This window comes from Nocardioides psychrotolerans (assembly GCF_900113685.1).
GTDB classification, from domain to species: domain Bacteria; phylum Actinomycetota; class Actinomycetes; order Propionibacteriales; family Nocardioidaceae; genus Nocardioides; species Nocardioides psychrotolerans.
This window is the reverse complement of the sequence record NZ_FOQG01000004.1, coordinates 53,768-66,739: the sequence shown is the minus strand read 5'-3', so window position 1 is coordinate 66,739 and position 12,972 is coordinate 53,768. Positions and strand designations below refer to the sequence as shown.

Annotated in this window: 11 protein-coding genes; 2 read left to right on the top strand and 9 right to left on the bottom strand. The window is 70.2% G+C overall.

Going from position 1 to position 12,972, the window contains the following annotated elements; translation table 11 throughout:
• Positions 1 to 28: 28 nt before the first annotated feature.
• The 6 genes from BM204_RS06310 to BM204_RS06285 all read right to left on the bottom strand — a co-directional run bounded on the left by BM204_RS06310 (position 29) and on the right by BM204_RS06285 (position 8,281).
• A complete protein-coding gene (locus BM204_RS06310) occupies positions 29 to 1,012 on the bottom strand; it encodes an ABC transporter substrate-binding protein (protein WP_091111355.1) in 984 nt (327 codons plus the stop codon).
• Between the two features lie 35 nt (positions 1,013 to 1,047).
• Positions 1,048 to 3,126 carry an ABC transporter permease gene (locus BM204_RS06305; RefSeq protein WP_091111353.1) on the bottom strand — a complete coding sequence of 693 codons (2,079 nt, stop codon included), beginning with the start codon at positions 3,124 to 3,126 and terminating at the stop codon, positions 1,048 to 1,050.
• Positions 3,123 to 4,184 (bottom strand): quaternary amine ABC transporter ATP-binding protein, encoded by a 1,062-nt coding sequence (locus BM204_RS06300; RefSeq protein ID WP_091111352.1) that lies wholly within the window; start codon positions 4,182 to 4,184, stop codon positions 3,123 to 3,125. The genes BM204_RS06305 and BM204_RS06300 overlap by 4 nt, the downstream gene beginning before the upstream one ends.
• Positions 4,181 to 5,911, bottom strand: a complete 1,731-nt coding sequence (betA, locus tag BM204_RS06295; RefSeq protein WP_091111350.1) for a choline dehydrogenase — start codon at positions 5,909 to 5,911, stop codon at positions 4,181 to 4,183. The genes BM204_RS06300 and betA overlap by 4 nt, the downstream gene beginning before the upstream one ends.
• A complete protein-coding gene (locus tag BM204_RS06290; protein ID WP_091111348.1) occupies positions 5,911 to 7,407 on the bottom strand; it encodes an aldehyde dehydrogenase family protein in 1,497 nt (498 codons plus the stop codon). The genes betA and BM204_RS06290 overlap by 1 nt, the downstream gene beginning before the upstream one ends.
• 115 nt (positions 7,408 to 7,522) lie before the next feature.
• Positions 7,523 to 8,281, bottom strand: coding sequence for an IclR family transcriptional regulator (locus tag BM204_RS06285; protein ID WP_091111347.1), 759 nt, complete (start codon positions 8,279 to 8,281; stop codon positions 7,523 to 7,525).
• Between the two features lie 77 nt (positions 8,282 to 8,358).
• On the opposite strand from BM204_RS06285, the gene purU reads away from it, so the two are divergent.
• Positions 8,359 to 9,219, top strand: coding sequence for a formyltetrahydrofolate deformylase (purU, locus tag BM204_RS06280; RefSeq protein ID WP_091111345.1), 861 nt, complete (start codon positions 8,359 to 8,361; stop codon positions 9,217 to 9,219).
• A gap of 24 nt (positions 9,220 to 9,243) precedes the next feature.
• Here the strand turns inward: purU and BM204_RS06275 are convergent, their stop codons facing one another.
• From BM204_RS06275 to BM204_RS06265, 3 genes are read right to left on the bottom strand one after another with little or no spacing between them, the layout of a single operon-like run.
• Positions 9,244 to 10,413 carry an aromatic ring-hydroxylating oxygenase subunit alpha gene (locus BM204_RS06275; protein ID WP_218031277.1) on the bottom strand — a complete coding sequence of 390 codons (1,170 nt, stop codon included), beginning with the start codon at positions 10,411 to 10,413 and terminating at the stop codon, positions 9,244 to 9,246.
• A 19-nt stretch (positions 10,414 to 10,432) separates the two neighbouring features.
• Positions 10,433 to 11,629 (bottom strand): NAD(P)/FAD-dependent oxidoreductase, encoded by a 1,197-nt coding sequence (locus BM204_RS06270; protein ID WP_091111694.1) that lies wholly within the window; start codon positions 11,627 to 11,629, stop codon positions 10,433 to 10,435.
• Complete coding sequence (locus BM204_RS06265; protein WP_091111344.1) at positions 11,629 to 11,979, bottom strand: bifunctional 3-phenylpropionate/cinnamic acid dioxygenase ferredoxin subunit; 351 nt, start codon at positions 11,977 to 11,979, stop codon at positions 11,629 to 11,631. Before BM204_RS06265 ends, BM204_RS06270 begins: the two co-directional genes overlap by 1 nt.
• Positions 11,980 to 12,243: 264 nt before the next feature.
• Here BM204_RS06265 and BM204_RS06260 point away from each other — a divergent pair, with 264 nt between their 5' ends.
• Positions 12,244 to 12,963: an IclR family transcriptional regulator gene (locus BM204_RS06260; RefSeq protein ID WP_091111342.1), complete on the top strand. Its 720-nt coding sequence runs from the start codon at positions 12,244 to 12,246 to the stop codon at positions 12,961 to 12,963.
• The last annotated feature ends 9 nt before the right edge of the window (positions 12,964 to 12,972 follow it).

Sequence of the window (12,972 nt, the reverse complement as noted above, 5' to 3'; positions counted from 1 at the left end):
CGTCGTACGACGCCCGCGAGGCGGTCGGTCAGGACATCCAGGCCTCGACCTTGTCGGGGTTCTCCTCGACCCAGGTGGCAGCGGCCTCCTCGGCCGACATGCCGTCCACGGAGATGTACTTGGCGACGAGGTTCTGGTCGTCGTTGGTCCACTGGAAGTTCGAGACCAGGTCGACGGCCGGGCTCCCCGACTCGGCGAACTCGGTGGCGACGATCTTCTGGAGCTGCGTCTCGGGATAGTCGCAGGCGACGTCCTGGGCGACGTCCTGGCAACCGTCGGTGAACTCCGGCAGGTTCACCTTGACCAGCGGCACCTCGGACATGAACCACTGCGGCTCGTAGAAGTAGCCGATGAGAGGGGTCTTGTTCGCCTCCGCCTTCTCGAAGGCCGCGATCGAGGCGGCCTCGCTGCCCGAGAACACCACCTGGAAGTCGAGGCCCAGGTTGGCCACGATCGCCTCGTCGAACTGGACGTAGGACGGGTCGGCGCCGAGGAACTGCCCCTTGCCGCCCGACTCCGGCGTCTCGAACATGTCGGCGTAGTCGTTGAGGTTCTCCCAGTCGGTGATGTCGGGGTACTCCTCGGCCATCCACGGCGCGACGTACCAGCCGATGATCCCGACGTTTCCGGTCGGCCCCATCTCCACGGCGCTGCCATCACCACCCTGGTCCTCGAAGTAGAGCTTCTCGAGGTCGGGGTGGCCCCAGTCCTCGATCACGACGTCCACCTCACCCGTGCCGAAGCCCTGCCAGGAGACCTCTTCCTTGAGGTCCTTGTAGTTGACCGTGCAGCCGAGCTCGGTCTCGGCCAGGTGACCGACCACGTAGGCGTCGGCCGCGAAGCCGACCCACGGGTTCACGGCCATGTTGAGCTCGCCGCAGTCGCCCGCCGCGGCAACCTGGCTCTCGTTCTCCTTCTCCTCCGCCGCGATGTCGCCACCGCCACAGGCGCTCAGGACGAGCGGGAGCGTGGCGAGCGACCCGGTGATGGCACTGGCTTTCCTCAGCTTCACAGGTGTTCTTCCTTCTCTCGGGTGGAACAATGCGGTCAGGACAGGTGGTGGGCTGGCGTGCGGGTGCGGAGCCTGGCCAGGAGGCCGGGTGCGCTGCGGTCGCGCTCGGCAGCACCCCGGGCGACACGGTCGACCATGATCCCGAGCAGGACGATCGCGATACCGGCAGAGACGCCCTTGCCGAAGAACTCGCCGCGCGAGAAGCCGAGGACCGAGTCGTAGCCCAGCGCCCCGCCTCCGACGAGGCCGCCGATCACGACCATGGCCAGCACGAAGAGCAGCCCCTGGTTGGCGGCCAGCACCAGGTTGCCGCGGGCCATCGGGAGCTGGACCTTGGTGATCAGCTGCCACGGTGTGGACCCGGCAGCCGTTGCCGCCTCGACGGTCGTCTCCGAGACCTGCCTGACCCCGTCGGCCACCAGCTTGGTCGCGACGGGCACGGCATAGATGAACGCAGCCACGATCGCAGTGAACCGGCCGGGGCCGAAGAGCGCCAGCACCGGGATCAGGTAGACGAAGGACGGCATCACCTGGGCCGCATCGAGCAGCGGGCGGAGCAGTCGGTCGACGAGCCGCCGCCGTGCCATCCAGACGCCCAGCACGACGGCCACAACCATCACGAAGAGCGTGGCCACGAGCACGCTGGTGAGCGTGACCATGGCGTCGTACCAGAGGTCGGTGACGTAGATCCCGGTCAGGCAGGCCAGGCTGCTGAGGGCTCCCCGCCACCCGGCGAGCAGCTGGGAGAGGACGATCAGTGCCAGCCCGGTGACGAACCACGGCGATCCGGCGACGAGGTCCTGGAGCGGGTTGATGAAGACCGTCGTCACGGTCTCCTGGACGCCCGTGGTCAGGCCGGAGAAGTGCGAGGTCGTCCAGTCGGTGGCCGACTGGACCGCCTCGGCGACCTTCGGGCCGACCTCGGTGTCCGGGAACTCGGCGAACGAGAAGTAGGTGCGCGAGACGTAGACCGAGACCAGCGCTGCAGCGCCGGCAACGGCGAGCACGATCCGGTGGGTGCGCCGGTTGCCGCCACCGCCTCGGGCGACCAGCTCGCTGCGCTCGCTGGCGGCAGTGGTGACCCGGTCGAGCATGATCGCGATGAACACGATCGACGCGCCGGCGATGAACGCGACGCCCACCTGGTTGGAGCCCGCGGTCAACGCGCGGAGAACGGGCTTGCCGAGCCCGGGACCGTTGACGAAGCCCGCGATGACGGAGATCGACAGCGCCGCCATCATCGTCTGGTTGACGCCGACGATGATCGAGGGTCGCGCCATGGGGAGCTGGACCTTGATCAGCCGCTGCCACCCGGTCTGCCCGAGCGACGTGGTGGCCTCGATCGTGGTCTCGGACACGCTGCGCAGGGCGTGGGCGGAGATCCGCACGACCGGCGGCAGCGCGTAGAGCACGGTGACGGCGACGGCGATCGCGGGCCCGAGACTGAAGAAGAGCGCCATGGGAGCCAGATAGACGAACGCCGGGAAGGTCTGCAGGACATCGAGCACGGGGGTGACGACAGCGTTCACGCGACGACTGGTGCCCATCCACACCGCCAGGGGCAGGCCGAGCGCCAAGGACACCGCGACCGAGAAGAAGGTGATGATCAGCGTGTCCATGCCGTCGACCCAGTAGCCCAGGAGCCCGACGGCGGCAAGCGACGCCATGGTCCCGAGGGCGTGGCGCCACCCGGCGATGGCCAGGCTCACCCAGCCGGCGATCCCGAGCACACCCAGCCAGCCGATCTGAGGGACCGGGCGCGGCAGGTCCGGGGTGGAGACGAGCCCCTGCAGTTGCTCGACCACCCCGTTGAAGGCGTCGGACACCGCGCCGACCACCTGCATCAGCACGTTGGTGTCGCGCCCCGCGATCAGGTCGGCCTTGAGGTCGGTGAAGCGGTCCTGGAAGTCGGTGGTCTCCTGCCCCGGCAGGTAGAGCACCGCCCTGCCGTCACCGATCCTCGATGCCACCCACCAGATCACGACGACGGCCACAAGCCAGCCCCACAGGGGTACGACGCGGCGCGGACGCGGAGCGACCCGTCCCGGCGCCTCCCCCGGGGTCTGCGGTGGCGAGGTCGTGAGGCCCGGCTCGGTCGTGGGGGCCGACGTCACACGGCCTGCTTCGTGGGTGCGGTCGGGACCGACTCCTCGGCCACGACGACGCGGAGGATGGCATCGTCATCGACGATCCCGACGAGCTTCCCGTCGCTGACGACCTGGACGGGGTGCGCAGAGGCCAGTGCCGCCTGCGCGGCCTGGCGCACGATCGTGTCCATCGACATGACCGGCCCCTCGCGGGAGTCCTCAGGAGTCGGCGCGCGCATGACGTACTCGAGGGTGAGCACGTGCGAGCGCGGGACGTCGCTGACGAAGTCGCGGACGTAGTCGTCGACCGGCCGGGCCACCACCTCGGCCGGCCTGCCGATCTGGACGATCTCGCCGTCGCGCATGATCAGGATCCGGTCACCGAGCTTGAGGGCTTCCTGCAGGTCATGGGTGACGAAGACCATCGTCTTCTTCAGCTCCGCCTGGAGACGGACGACCTCGTTCTGCATGTCGCGGCGGATCAGCGGGTCCAGCGCGGAGAACGGCTCGTCGAACAGCAGGATCGCGGGGTCGTTGGCCAGCGCCCGCGCGAGGCCGACCCGCTGCTGCATGCCGCCCGAGAGCTGGTCGGGGTAGGACTCGTCGTAGCCGGTGAGCCCCACCAGGTCGACGAGGTCCCCCGCCTGCTGGCGGCGCTGGGCCTTCTTGACGCCGCGGACCTCGAGGCCGTAGGCCACGTTGTCGATCACCTGGCGGTGCGGCAGCAGGCCGAAGTGCTGGAAGACCATGGAGACCTTGTGGCGGCGCAGCTCACGCAGCTGGGACTCCGAGGCCTTCGTGACGTCCTCGCCGTCGATCGTGATCTGTCCCGCCGTGGGCTCGATCAGCCGGGTGAGGCAGCGCACCAGCGTCGACTTCCCGGAGCCCGAGAGTCCCATCACCACGAACACCTCTCCCGGAGCGACGTCGAAGGACACGTCCTTGACCGCGGTGACGCAGCCGTTCTTGGCCTTCAGGTCGGCACGGGAGAGGAGGGCATCGGGCGTGCCGATCACCTTGTCGGCCCGCTGGCCGAAGATCTTCCAGAGGCCGTCGACCTGCAGCGCGGGGCTTGACTCGCTCATGGTGTCTCCTCGTTGGCCACCGGCGCGGCCGGGTTGCGGGGGTCCCCCGGGGGGAAGAGCGGCGAACCGTCACGGTAGCGGTAATACGGCGCATCCGACGGGGCCAACGGGGTATTGCCGGCGATCAGGTCGGCCGCCTTCTCGGCGAGCATCATCGTCGGTGCGTAGATGTTGCCGTTGGTGACGTAGGGCATGGAGGAGGCGTCCACGACCCGCAGCCCGTCCACCCCGCGCACCCGCATCGAGGCCGGGTCGAGCACGCTCAGCTCGTCGATGCCCATCCGCGCGGTGCACGACGGGTGCAGTGCGGTCTCGGCGTCCTCGGCGACCCAGTCCAGGATCTCCTGGTCGGTCTCGACCCGCGGGCCCGGCGAGATCTCGCCGTCGTTGAAGGCCGCGAACGCCGGCTGGTTCATGATCCGCCGCGCGGCCCGGATCATCTCGATCCACTCGCGGCGGTCGTTGTCGGTGGACAGGTAGTTGAACCGCAGCGCCGGGTGCTGGAAGGGGTCACGGCTCTTCAGCGTCAGGTTGCCCCGCACGTCGGAGTACATCGGCCCGACGTGGACCTGGTAGCCGTGCGCGGCGGCCGGCCGGGACCCGTCGTACCGGATCGCGATCGGCAGGAAGTGGAACATCTGGTTGGGGTAGTCGACCAGGTCGTTGCTGCGGATGAAGCCGCCGCCCTCGAAGTGGTTGGACGCGCCCACGCCGCGCCTCAGGAACAGCCACTCGGCGCCGATCCGCGGCTTGTGCCGGTGCTTGAGCCAGGGCCCGATCGAGACGGGTTGCTTCGAGGCGTACTGGAGGTAGACCTCGAGGTGGTCCTGGAGGTTGGCACCCACGCCGGGCAGGTCCGCGACCACCGGGATGCCGAGCTGCTCGAGGTCGGCCTTCGGGCCGATGCCGGAGAGCAGGAGCAGCTGGGGCGAGTTGATCGCGCCGCCGCAGAGGATGACCTCACCGGCGCGGACGCTGCGGCGGGCGCCGCGCCGACCGATGCCACGGGTGTAGTCGACGCCGGTGACCCTGGCGCCGTCCAGGGTGAGCCCGGTGACGTGGGCGAGGGTCTCGACCGTGAGGTTGGGCCGGCTGGCTACGGGGTGCAGGTAGGCACGGCTGGCCGAGAGCCGGCGCCCGCGGTGCAGGTTGCGGTCGAACGGCGCGAAGCCCTCCTGGCGGTAGCCGTTGACGTCGTCGGTGAGCGGGTAGCCGGCCTGCTGGGCGGCCTCGAAGAACGCGCCGAACAACGGGTTGGTCGCGGGCCCGCGCTCGAGGACCAGCGGGCCGGAGCCTCCGCGCCAGGCATCGGCACCAGCCAGGCAGTTCTCCATCCGCTTGAAGTAGGGCAGGCAGTGGGCGAAGTCCCACTCCTTCATGCCTGCATCGGCCGCCCAGCGCTCGAAGTCGAGCGGGTTGCCACGCTGGAAGATCATCCCGTTGATGCTGCTGGAGCCGCCGAGCACCTTGCCCCGGGCGTGGTAGACCCGGCGCCCGTTCATGTGCGGCTCCGGCTCGGACTCGTACTTCCAGTCGTAGAGCCGGTTGCCGATCGGGTAGGGCAGCGCGGCCGGCATGTGGATGAACGGGTCGAGCCGCGAGTCACTGCGGCCCGCCTCGAGGACCAGGACGCTGGTGGCGGGGTCGACACTGAGCCGGTTGGCGAGCACGGAGCCCGCTGATCCACCCCCGACGATGACGACGTCGAAGGACCGCGCGCCGGCCATCAGGTCTCACGCCCGTCGAACCAGCTCTGGACCGCAGGTCGCACGTTGTGCCAGATGTGCTTGGTCTCGCGATACTCCTCGAGCCCGGCCGCCCCGAGCTCGCGGCCGATGCCCGACTGCTTGTAGCCGCCCCACTCCGCCTGCGCGACATAGGGATGGAAGTCGTTGATCCACACGGTGCCCATCCTCAGCCGGGCCGCGACCCGCTCGGCGCGGCCGGCGTCACGGGTCCAGATCGCGCCGGCCAGGCCGTAGATGCTGTCGTTGGCCAGCCGCACCGCGTCGTCCTCGACCGCGTCCTCGGTGTCCCCGGCAAAGGTCTCGACCGTGAGCACCGGGCCGAAGGACTCCTCCTGCACGACCGTCATCGACGAGGTGCAGCCGTCCAGGATCGTCGGCAGGTAGAAGTACCCGGCGTCGTACGCCGCCCCCCGGGGCCGCTCGCCGCCCAGCAGCAGCGTGGCGCCCTCGGCGATCCCCCCGGCGACGTACGCCTCGACCTTCTCGCGGTGCGCAGCGCTGATGAGGGCACCGGTCTCCGCGTCGGGGTCGAACGGACCGCCGAGCCGGATCAGCGCCGCCCGCTCGACCAGCCGATCGACGAAGTCGTCGTGGATCGACTCCTCGACGAGCAGCCGCGCGCCGGCGGAGCAGACCTGCCCGGAGTGCAGGAAGACCGCGGTGAGCGCCATGTCGAGCGCGACCTCGAGGTCGGCGTCGGCGAAGACGATGTTGGGGTTCTTGCCGCCGAGCTCGAGGGCGATCTTCTTGACCGTGCCGGCGGCGGCCACCATCACCCGCTTGCCCGATGCGAGCCCACCGGTGAACGAGACCAGGTCGACGTCGGGGTGCTCGGTCATCGGGGCGCCGACGCGGAGGCCGTCGCCCAGCACCAGGTTGGCGACCCCGGCAGGAAGCCCAGCCTCGGTGAGCGCGTCCATCAGCCACAGCGCGGTCGAGGGAGTCAGCTCGCTCGGCTTGAGCACGAACGTGTTGCCGGTGGCCAGGCACGGCGCGACCTTCCAGGCGGTCTGCAGGAGGGGGTAGTTCCACGGGGTGATGAGGGCGCAGACACCGACCGGCTCGTGGACGACCCGGCTGACCACGTCGGCCCGACCGGTGTCGACGACCCGGCCGCCCTCGGCGCCGGCGAGTCCCGCGAAGTGGCGGAAGACGGAGGTGACGTCGGCGACGTCGTACTCGCTCTCGACCAGGCGCTTACCGGTGTCGAGCGACTCGCGCCGGGCGATCTCGGCGGTGTCGCGCTCGAGCAGGTCGGCGAGGCGGTGCAGCAGTGCGGCCCGGTCGGTGGACGACGTCCGCGGCCACGGACCGGAGTCGAAGGCGCGTCGGGCAGCAGCCACGGCCAGGTCGACGTCCGGGGCCGCGCCGTCGCTGACCGTGCGCACCGCGCTGTTGTCGGCGGGACAGCGGATCTCCCGGGTGCCCCCGCCCAGCGCCTCGCGCCAGGTCCCGTCGACGTACAGCTCCGCCATGTCCTGCTGCCCTTCTCTCCGTGTCTGCATGTTGCGGATGGCGCAACATGCGGCATTCTACGCAACTCTTCGTTTCTCGGGAATGACGAGTGGGAACGATCCCGACCCGCTTCCCTCAGGTCAGGTCGCGCCAGCCGAGGCGGCGCGAGACCTCGAGCGCGCAGCGCACCAGCTCGGCACCGGCGCGATCGACCAGCTCGGCGGTGAACCGGAAGGTCGGCCCGGAGACCGACATCGAGGCGATCACGTCACCGTGGATGTTGCGCACCGGAGCCGCCACGGCACTCAGCCCGTGCTCGAGCTCGTCGACCACGACGACGTAACCGTCGTGACGGACGCCGGCGAGCTGCGCGACCACCTCGCCCACGTCGGTGACCGTCCGCGTCGTGTAGGCCGGCAGCTCACCGGCGAGCACGGCGCGCACCTCGTCGTCACTCATCCCGGCGAGGAGCACCTTGCCGTTGGACGTGGCGTGCAGCGGGATCCGCTGACCGACCCAGTTGTGCGACTGCACGGCAGAGGTCGCCTCGACCTGGTCGACGTACAGCGCGGCACCCTCCGAGAGGACGGCCAGGTTGACGGTCTCCCCCGTGGCCGCGGCCAACGACCTGGACAGCGAGCGCGCCTCCTGCACCACGTCGAGCCGCGCGGTGGTGGCGCCGGCCAGACGCAGGATGCCGACCCCGAGGCGGTACTTGCCACGCGACTCGTTCTGCTCGACGAGGTCGCGCTCCGCGAGCGAGTCGATCAGTCGGGACACGGTGGACTTGTGGACGTCGAGCTGACCGGCGATCTCGGTCACCCCCCTCTCGCCGTCGCGTGCGAGGATCTCGAGGATCTGCAACGCCCGGTCGACCGACTGCACCGTGCCCATGACGTCCTCCGCTCCCTAGTTGTTGCTTATTATGCAACTACTTGCGTATGAAGCAACACGTGCCGCAGTCTTTTCCGATGACCCCGCGCTCCGGACACGTCTACGTGCTGACGCTCGCCTGCGACAACCACTTCGGCCTGGTGCACGCGGTGTCCACCTGGCTGGTCGCGCACCGGGGGAACATCACCGACTCGCAGCAGTTCGACGACCCAGCCACCCAACGCTTCTTCATGCGCGTCGAGTTCGAGGCGCCCGACGTCGCGCTCGAAGCGCTGAGGAGCTCGTTCGTGGGTGTCGCCCAGGCGCACGCGATGTCGTGGCAGCTCGTCGCGGCCACGGCGCCCTACCGGACCCTGATCCTGGTCTCCAAGTTCGGGCACTGCCTCAACGACCTGTTGTTCCGGCACAGCACCGGCGTGCTCAACATCGACATCGCGGGCGTCGTGTCCAACCACCGCGACTACGAGCGGCTCACCTCGACCTACGACGTGCCGTTCCACCACGTCCCGGTCACGGCGTCGACGAAGCCCGCGGCCGAGACCCGGCTGCTGTCCCTGGTGGAGACCGAGCGGGTCGACCTGGTCGTGCTGGCCCGCTACATGCAGGTGCTCTCCGACGAGACCTGCTCGAAGCTCGACGGCCGGATCATCAACATCCACCACTCGTTCCTGCCGAGCTTCAAGGGCGCCAGGCCCTACCACCAGGCGCACGACCGGGGCGTCAAGCTGATCGGCGCCACCGCCCACTACGTCACCCCGGCCCTGGACGAGGGTCCGATCATCGAGCAGGACGTCGTCCGCATCGACCACCGCACCACCCCCGACGAGATGGTCCAGGCCGGCCGGGACGTCGAGGCCCGGGTCCTCGCCCAGGCCGTGCGCTGGCACACCGAGTCGCGCCTGTTCCTCGACCGCTCGCGCGTCGTGGTCTTCGACTGATCGCGCGACCTGTGGCCACCTGGCTCAGCCGCCCTCCTGAGAGTCGGCCTTCTGAGAGTCGGTCCGGGCGGTGACCCAGGCGTGGAATTCGCCGATGTGGTGCTCGCTGGGGACGAGCACGCCGCCGTCGCGGTAGAGGCGCGAGGACATCGAGGGCTGGGTCCGCTCGCAAGCCTCGAAGTCCTGCTGGTTGACCCGGTGGAACAGCTCCACGGACGCGCTCACGTCGCGACCGGAGGTCACGACGTCGGGGGTGTAGAGCCAGTCGCACTCGACGATCGTGAGCTGCTCCGAGAGGGGATACATCCGGTGCCAGATCACGTGGTCGGGCACCAGGTTGACGAAGACCTGCGGCTTGATCGTGATCGCGTAGTACTTCCGGTCGCGGTACTCGTCGAGCCCGGGGAGCACCCCCAGGCCCTCGGAGCCGTCGATGGTGAAGCCCTTGATGTCCTCGCCGAACTCGGCGCCGTGATCGACGAAGTACTGCGCTGCCAGGCCGTCGGCGAACTCCGGCAACACCTCGGTGAGCTCGGGATGGATGGTCGCGCAGTGGTAGCACTCCATGAAGTTCTCGACGATCAGCTTCCAGTTGGCCTTCACCTCGTAGGTGATCCGCCGTCCGATGCTCAGCGAGGCGATGTCGTAGGTGGCGATGTTGTCGACGGTCCCGAGGCGGGCCACCACCTCTGCCTCGACGGTGTCCTCGAAGCTCGGTGGGACAGCAGCCAGCGACACCCACACGTAGCCCATCCAGGAGCGGACGTGCACGGCGCGCAGGCCGTAGTCGACGCGGTCGATGTCGGGCATCTTCGTGAGGTTGGGCGCCGCGATCAGCCTGCCGTCGAAGTCGTAGGTCCAGGCGTGGTAGGGGCACTGGAACGAACGCGCCTTCTCACCGGAGTCCTCGAGACAGATGCGCGCACCCCGGTGCCGGCAGACGTTGTAGAAGGCGCGGAGCTCACCGCGGCGCGAACGGGTGAGCAGGATCGACTCTCGCCCCACCTGCACGGTGCGGAACGCACCCGGCCCGGGCAGGTCGCTCTCGTGCGCCGCGCAGAACCACATGTCCTCGAAGATCCGCTCGCACTCGCGGTCGAAGACCGCCGGATCGACGTAGGCCGCCCCCGGCAGAGTCGGGATCAGGCTGGACTCCCCCGCCGGGGCGGTGGTGGCGTCGGGCGTGGTGGTCACGGGGTCTCCTGGGTCGGCGTCATACGGCAACGGGAAGGGCGACGAGCGAGCGCCGCAGGCGGCCGAAGAGCCGGGGCTGGTTCATGCCGAGCACGGCGGTGGCCTTGCCGCCGCGCCGATAGACCGCGAGCACGTCGCAGGTCTCCGGGCTGCCCGCCTCGATCGTGACGGTCTCGTCGCCGAAGCGGTGGCCGGCGAACTGGATGTGGACGCCATACTGCTCGCTCCAGAAGTACGGCGCGGGCAGCGGCGCCGCCACGCCTGCACCTGCGCCTGCGAGCAGCGCGTCCACCGCCCGGCGGGGCCGCTCGTGGGAGTCGGTCCAGTGCTCGACCCGGTGCTGCGCGCCGCACACGGCGTCGTGCCAGGCGGAGCAGTCGCCGACCCCGTAGACACCGGGCGCACCGGTGAAGCCCACAGCGTCGCAGCCGAGCCCGCCCGTGGGCCCCGCGAGGTCCAGACCGGAGCCCGCCAGCCAGTCGACCGAGGCGACCGAGCCGATCCCGACCACCACGACGTCGGCCGGCAGGTGCCGTCCGTCGGCCAGCTCGACCCCCTCGACCCTCGTGCGGCCGGTGAGTCGCGCGACGGGAGTGCCGCACAGGAGCGGGACGCCGTGGGCCGCGTGCAGGCGCGCGACCATCGCGCCGACCTCCGAGCCCAGCGGTCCCGCCAGGGGGCCGGCGGCCGCCTCCACCAGGGTCACGTCGAGCCCGAGCGTCCGGGCGGTCGCGGCGATCTCGGCGCCCACGAACCCGGCGCCGACGAGCACCAGACGGGCACCGGGCAGCAGCTCGGCGCGCAGGGCGACGGCGTCGTCGAGCGTGCGCAGCGTGTGGACGCCGCGCTGCTCGCCGCCGAGGCCCGGCGGCAGGGTCCGCGCGCGGGAGCCGGTGGCGATCACGACCGCATCGCCAGTGAGCGTGTCTCCGTCCGCCAGGGTCACGGTGCGGGTGCCGGGATCCAGCGCGACGGCGCGGACCCCCAGCCGCCAGTCGAGGCCGAGGTCCCCATCGTGGTCCTCGAGGGAGAGGTCCTCGACGCTGGTGGTGCCGGCGAGGAAGCCCTTGGACAGCGGCGGGCGGTCGTAGGGCCGATGCCGTTCGTCGCCGATCATCACGACGTCGCCGTCGAAACCGGCGCCGCGCAGGGCCCGGGCGGCCGCGTGGCCCGCCAGCGAGGCGCCGACCACCAGGAGCCTGCGAGGGGCGGCCATCACCCGGCCTCCAACGTCACACCCGGCGGGAGGTGCGGCACCTCGCCGGACAGCTCGACCCAGATCCCGCCGTCACGCACCGTGGCAACGTGCACCCGGACGGGTCGCTTGGCCGGCGGCTGGTCGACCAGGCCGGTGCGCAGGTCGAATCGCGACGCGTGCAGTGGGCACTCCACCCAGCAGCCCTCGAGCCAGCCGTCGGCCAGCGAGGCGTCCTGGTGGGTGCACGTGTCGTCGATGGCGTAGACGTCGTCATCCTCGGTCCGGAACACCGCGATCGGCGGCGTCACCGACGTGATCCGCACCCCCTCGCCCACCGGGACGTCGTCGAGGGCACACACGAACTGCATGAGGACTCCAGGGTGCTGGTGGTGATGACCCGAGCCTGCGGCCGAAGGCCGGGCCTGTCAACCCATGATGCACCACAACAGGGGGTCGAGTTCAGGAATTCGCCTGATGGGAGCAGAGGTGGGCAAACCACCTCCCACCTGCACAAACGTTGTTCCCCAAACTGGGCAACAGTTCCATAATATGGAACCTCTGTTCTATAATGCGATTCAACAGTCCCTTCCTCCCAGGAGGCATTCATCGCCGGCACCCAGTCCGTCGACCGCGTGACCGCGCTGGTCGCGTTGGTGGTGCGCGCGCAGCGCCCCCTGACCTACTCCGACCTGGTCGCCGCCACGGGGCTCCCCCGCTCGACCGTGTCGCGGCTGCTGGGCGCGCTCGAGCTCGGCGGCCTGGTCGAACGGGAGAGCGGTGGCGCCTACCGGGGCGGCCGGCTGTTCGCCGACTACGCCGCACGTTTCGACCGGGTCGAGGCGCTGGTCCGCGTCGCCCACACCCACCTGGAGGACCTCGCCACCCAGACCGGGGAGACCGTCAACCTGGCGGTGGCCCGAGGCTCGGACGTCGTCCACGTGGACCAGGTCGATGCCCGGTTCGTGATCGGCTCGGTCAACTGGGTGGACATGGAGGTGCCCAACCACTGCTCCGCGCTCGGCAAGGTGATGCTCGCGTGGGGCGTCGTACGCCCTCCGTCAGGGAGGCTGGAGCGGCGGACGCCGTTCACCGTCGCGACCCACGCTGCCCTGGAGCGAGACCTCGAGGAGACCCTCGAGCGCGGCTACGCCCTCACGCGCGGCGAGCTCGAGGAGGGCCTGGACGGCATCGCGGTGCCCGTCCACAGCGGCGACGGCACGGTCGTCGCGGCGCTCGGGGTCTCCGGGCCGACCTTCCGGATCGGCGACCGGCGCCCGGGGATCGCCGAGAGCCTGCAAACGCACGCCGCGGCCGTCGCCGGCGACCTGGCGAAGCACGCTCGCTCGACCTGAGCGGCAGGC

Bases quoted from the DNA above. Each gene is read 5' to 3' on its own strand.
- BM204_RS06300 (WP_091111352.1), bottom strand. From the start codon at position 4,184: ATGAGCGAGTCAAGCCCCGCGCTGCAGGTCGACGGCCTCTGGAAGATC.
- BM204_RS06270 (WP_091111694.1), bottom strand. From the start codon at position 11,629: ATGGCCGCCCCTCGCAGGCTCCTGGTGGTCGGCGCCTCGCTGGCGGGC.
- BM204_RS06290 (WP_091111348.1), bottom strand. From the start codon at position 7,407: ATGGCGGAGCTGTACGTCGACGGGACCTGGCGCGAGGCGCTGGGCGGG.
- betA (WP_091111350.1), bottom strand. From the start codon at position 5,911: ATGGCCGGCGCGCGGTCCTTCGACGTCGTCATCGTCGGGGGTGGATCA.
- purU (WP_091111345.1), top strand. From the start codon at position 8,359: ATGACCCCGCGCTCCGGACACGTCTACGTGCTGACGCTCGCCTGCGAC.
- BM204_RS06265 (WP_091111344.1), bottom strand. From the start codon at position 11,979: ATGCAGTTCGTGTGTGCCCTCGACGACGTCCCGGTGGGCGAGGGGGTG.
- BM204_RS06285 (WP_091111347.1), bottom strand. From the start codon at position 8,281: ATGGGCACGGTGCAGTCGGTCGACCGGGCGTTGCAGATCCTCGAGATC.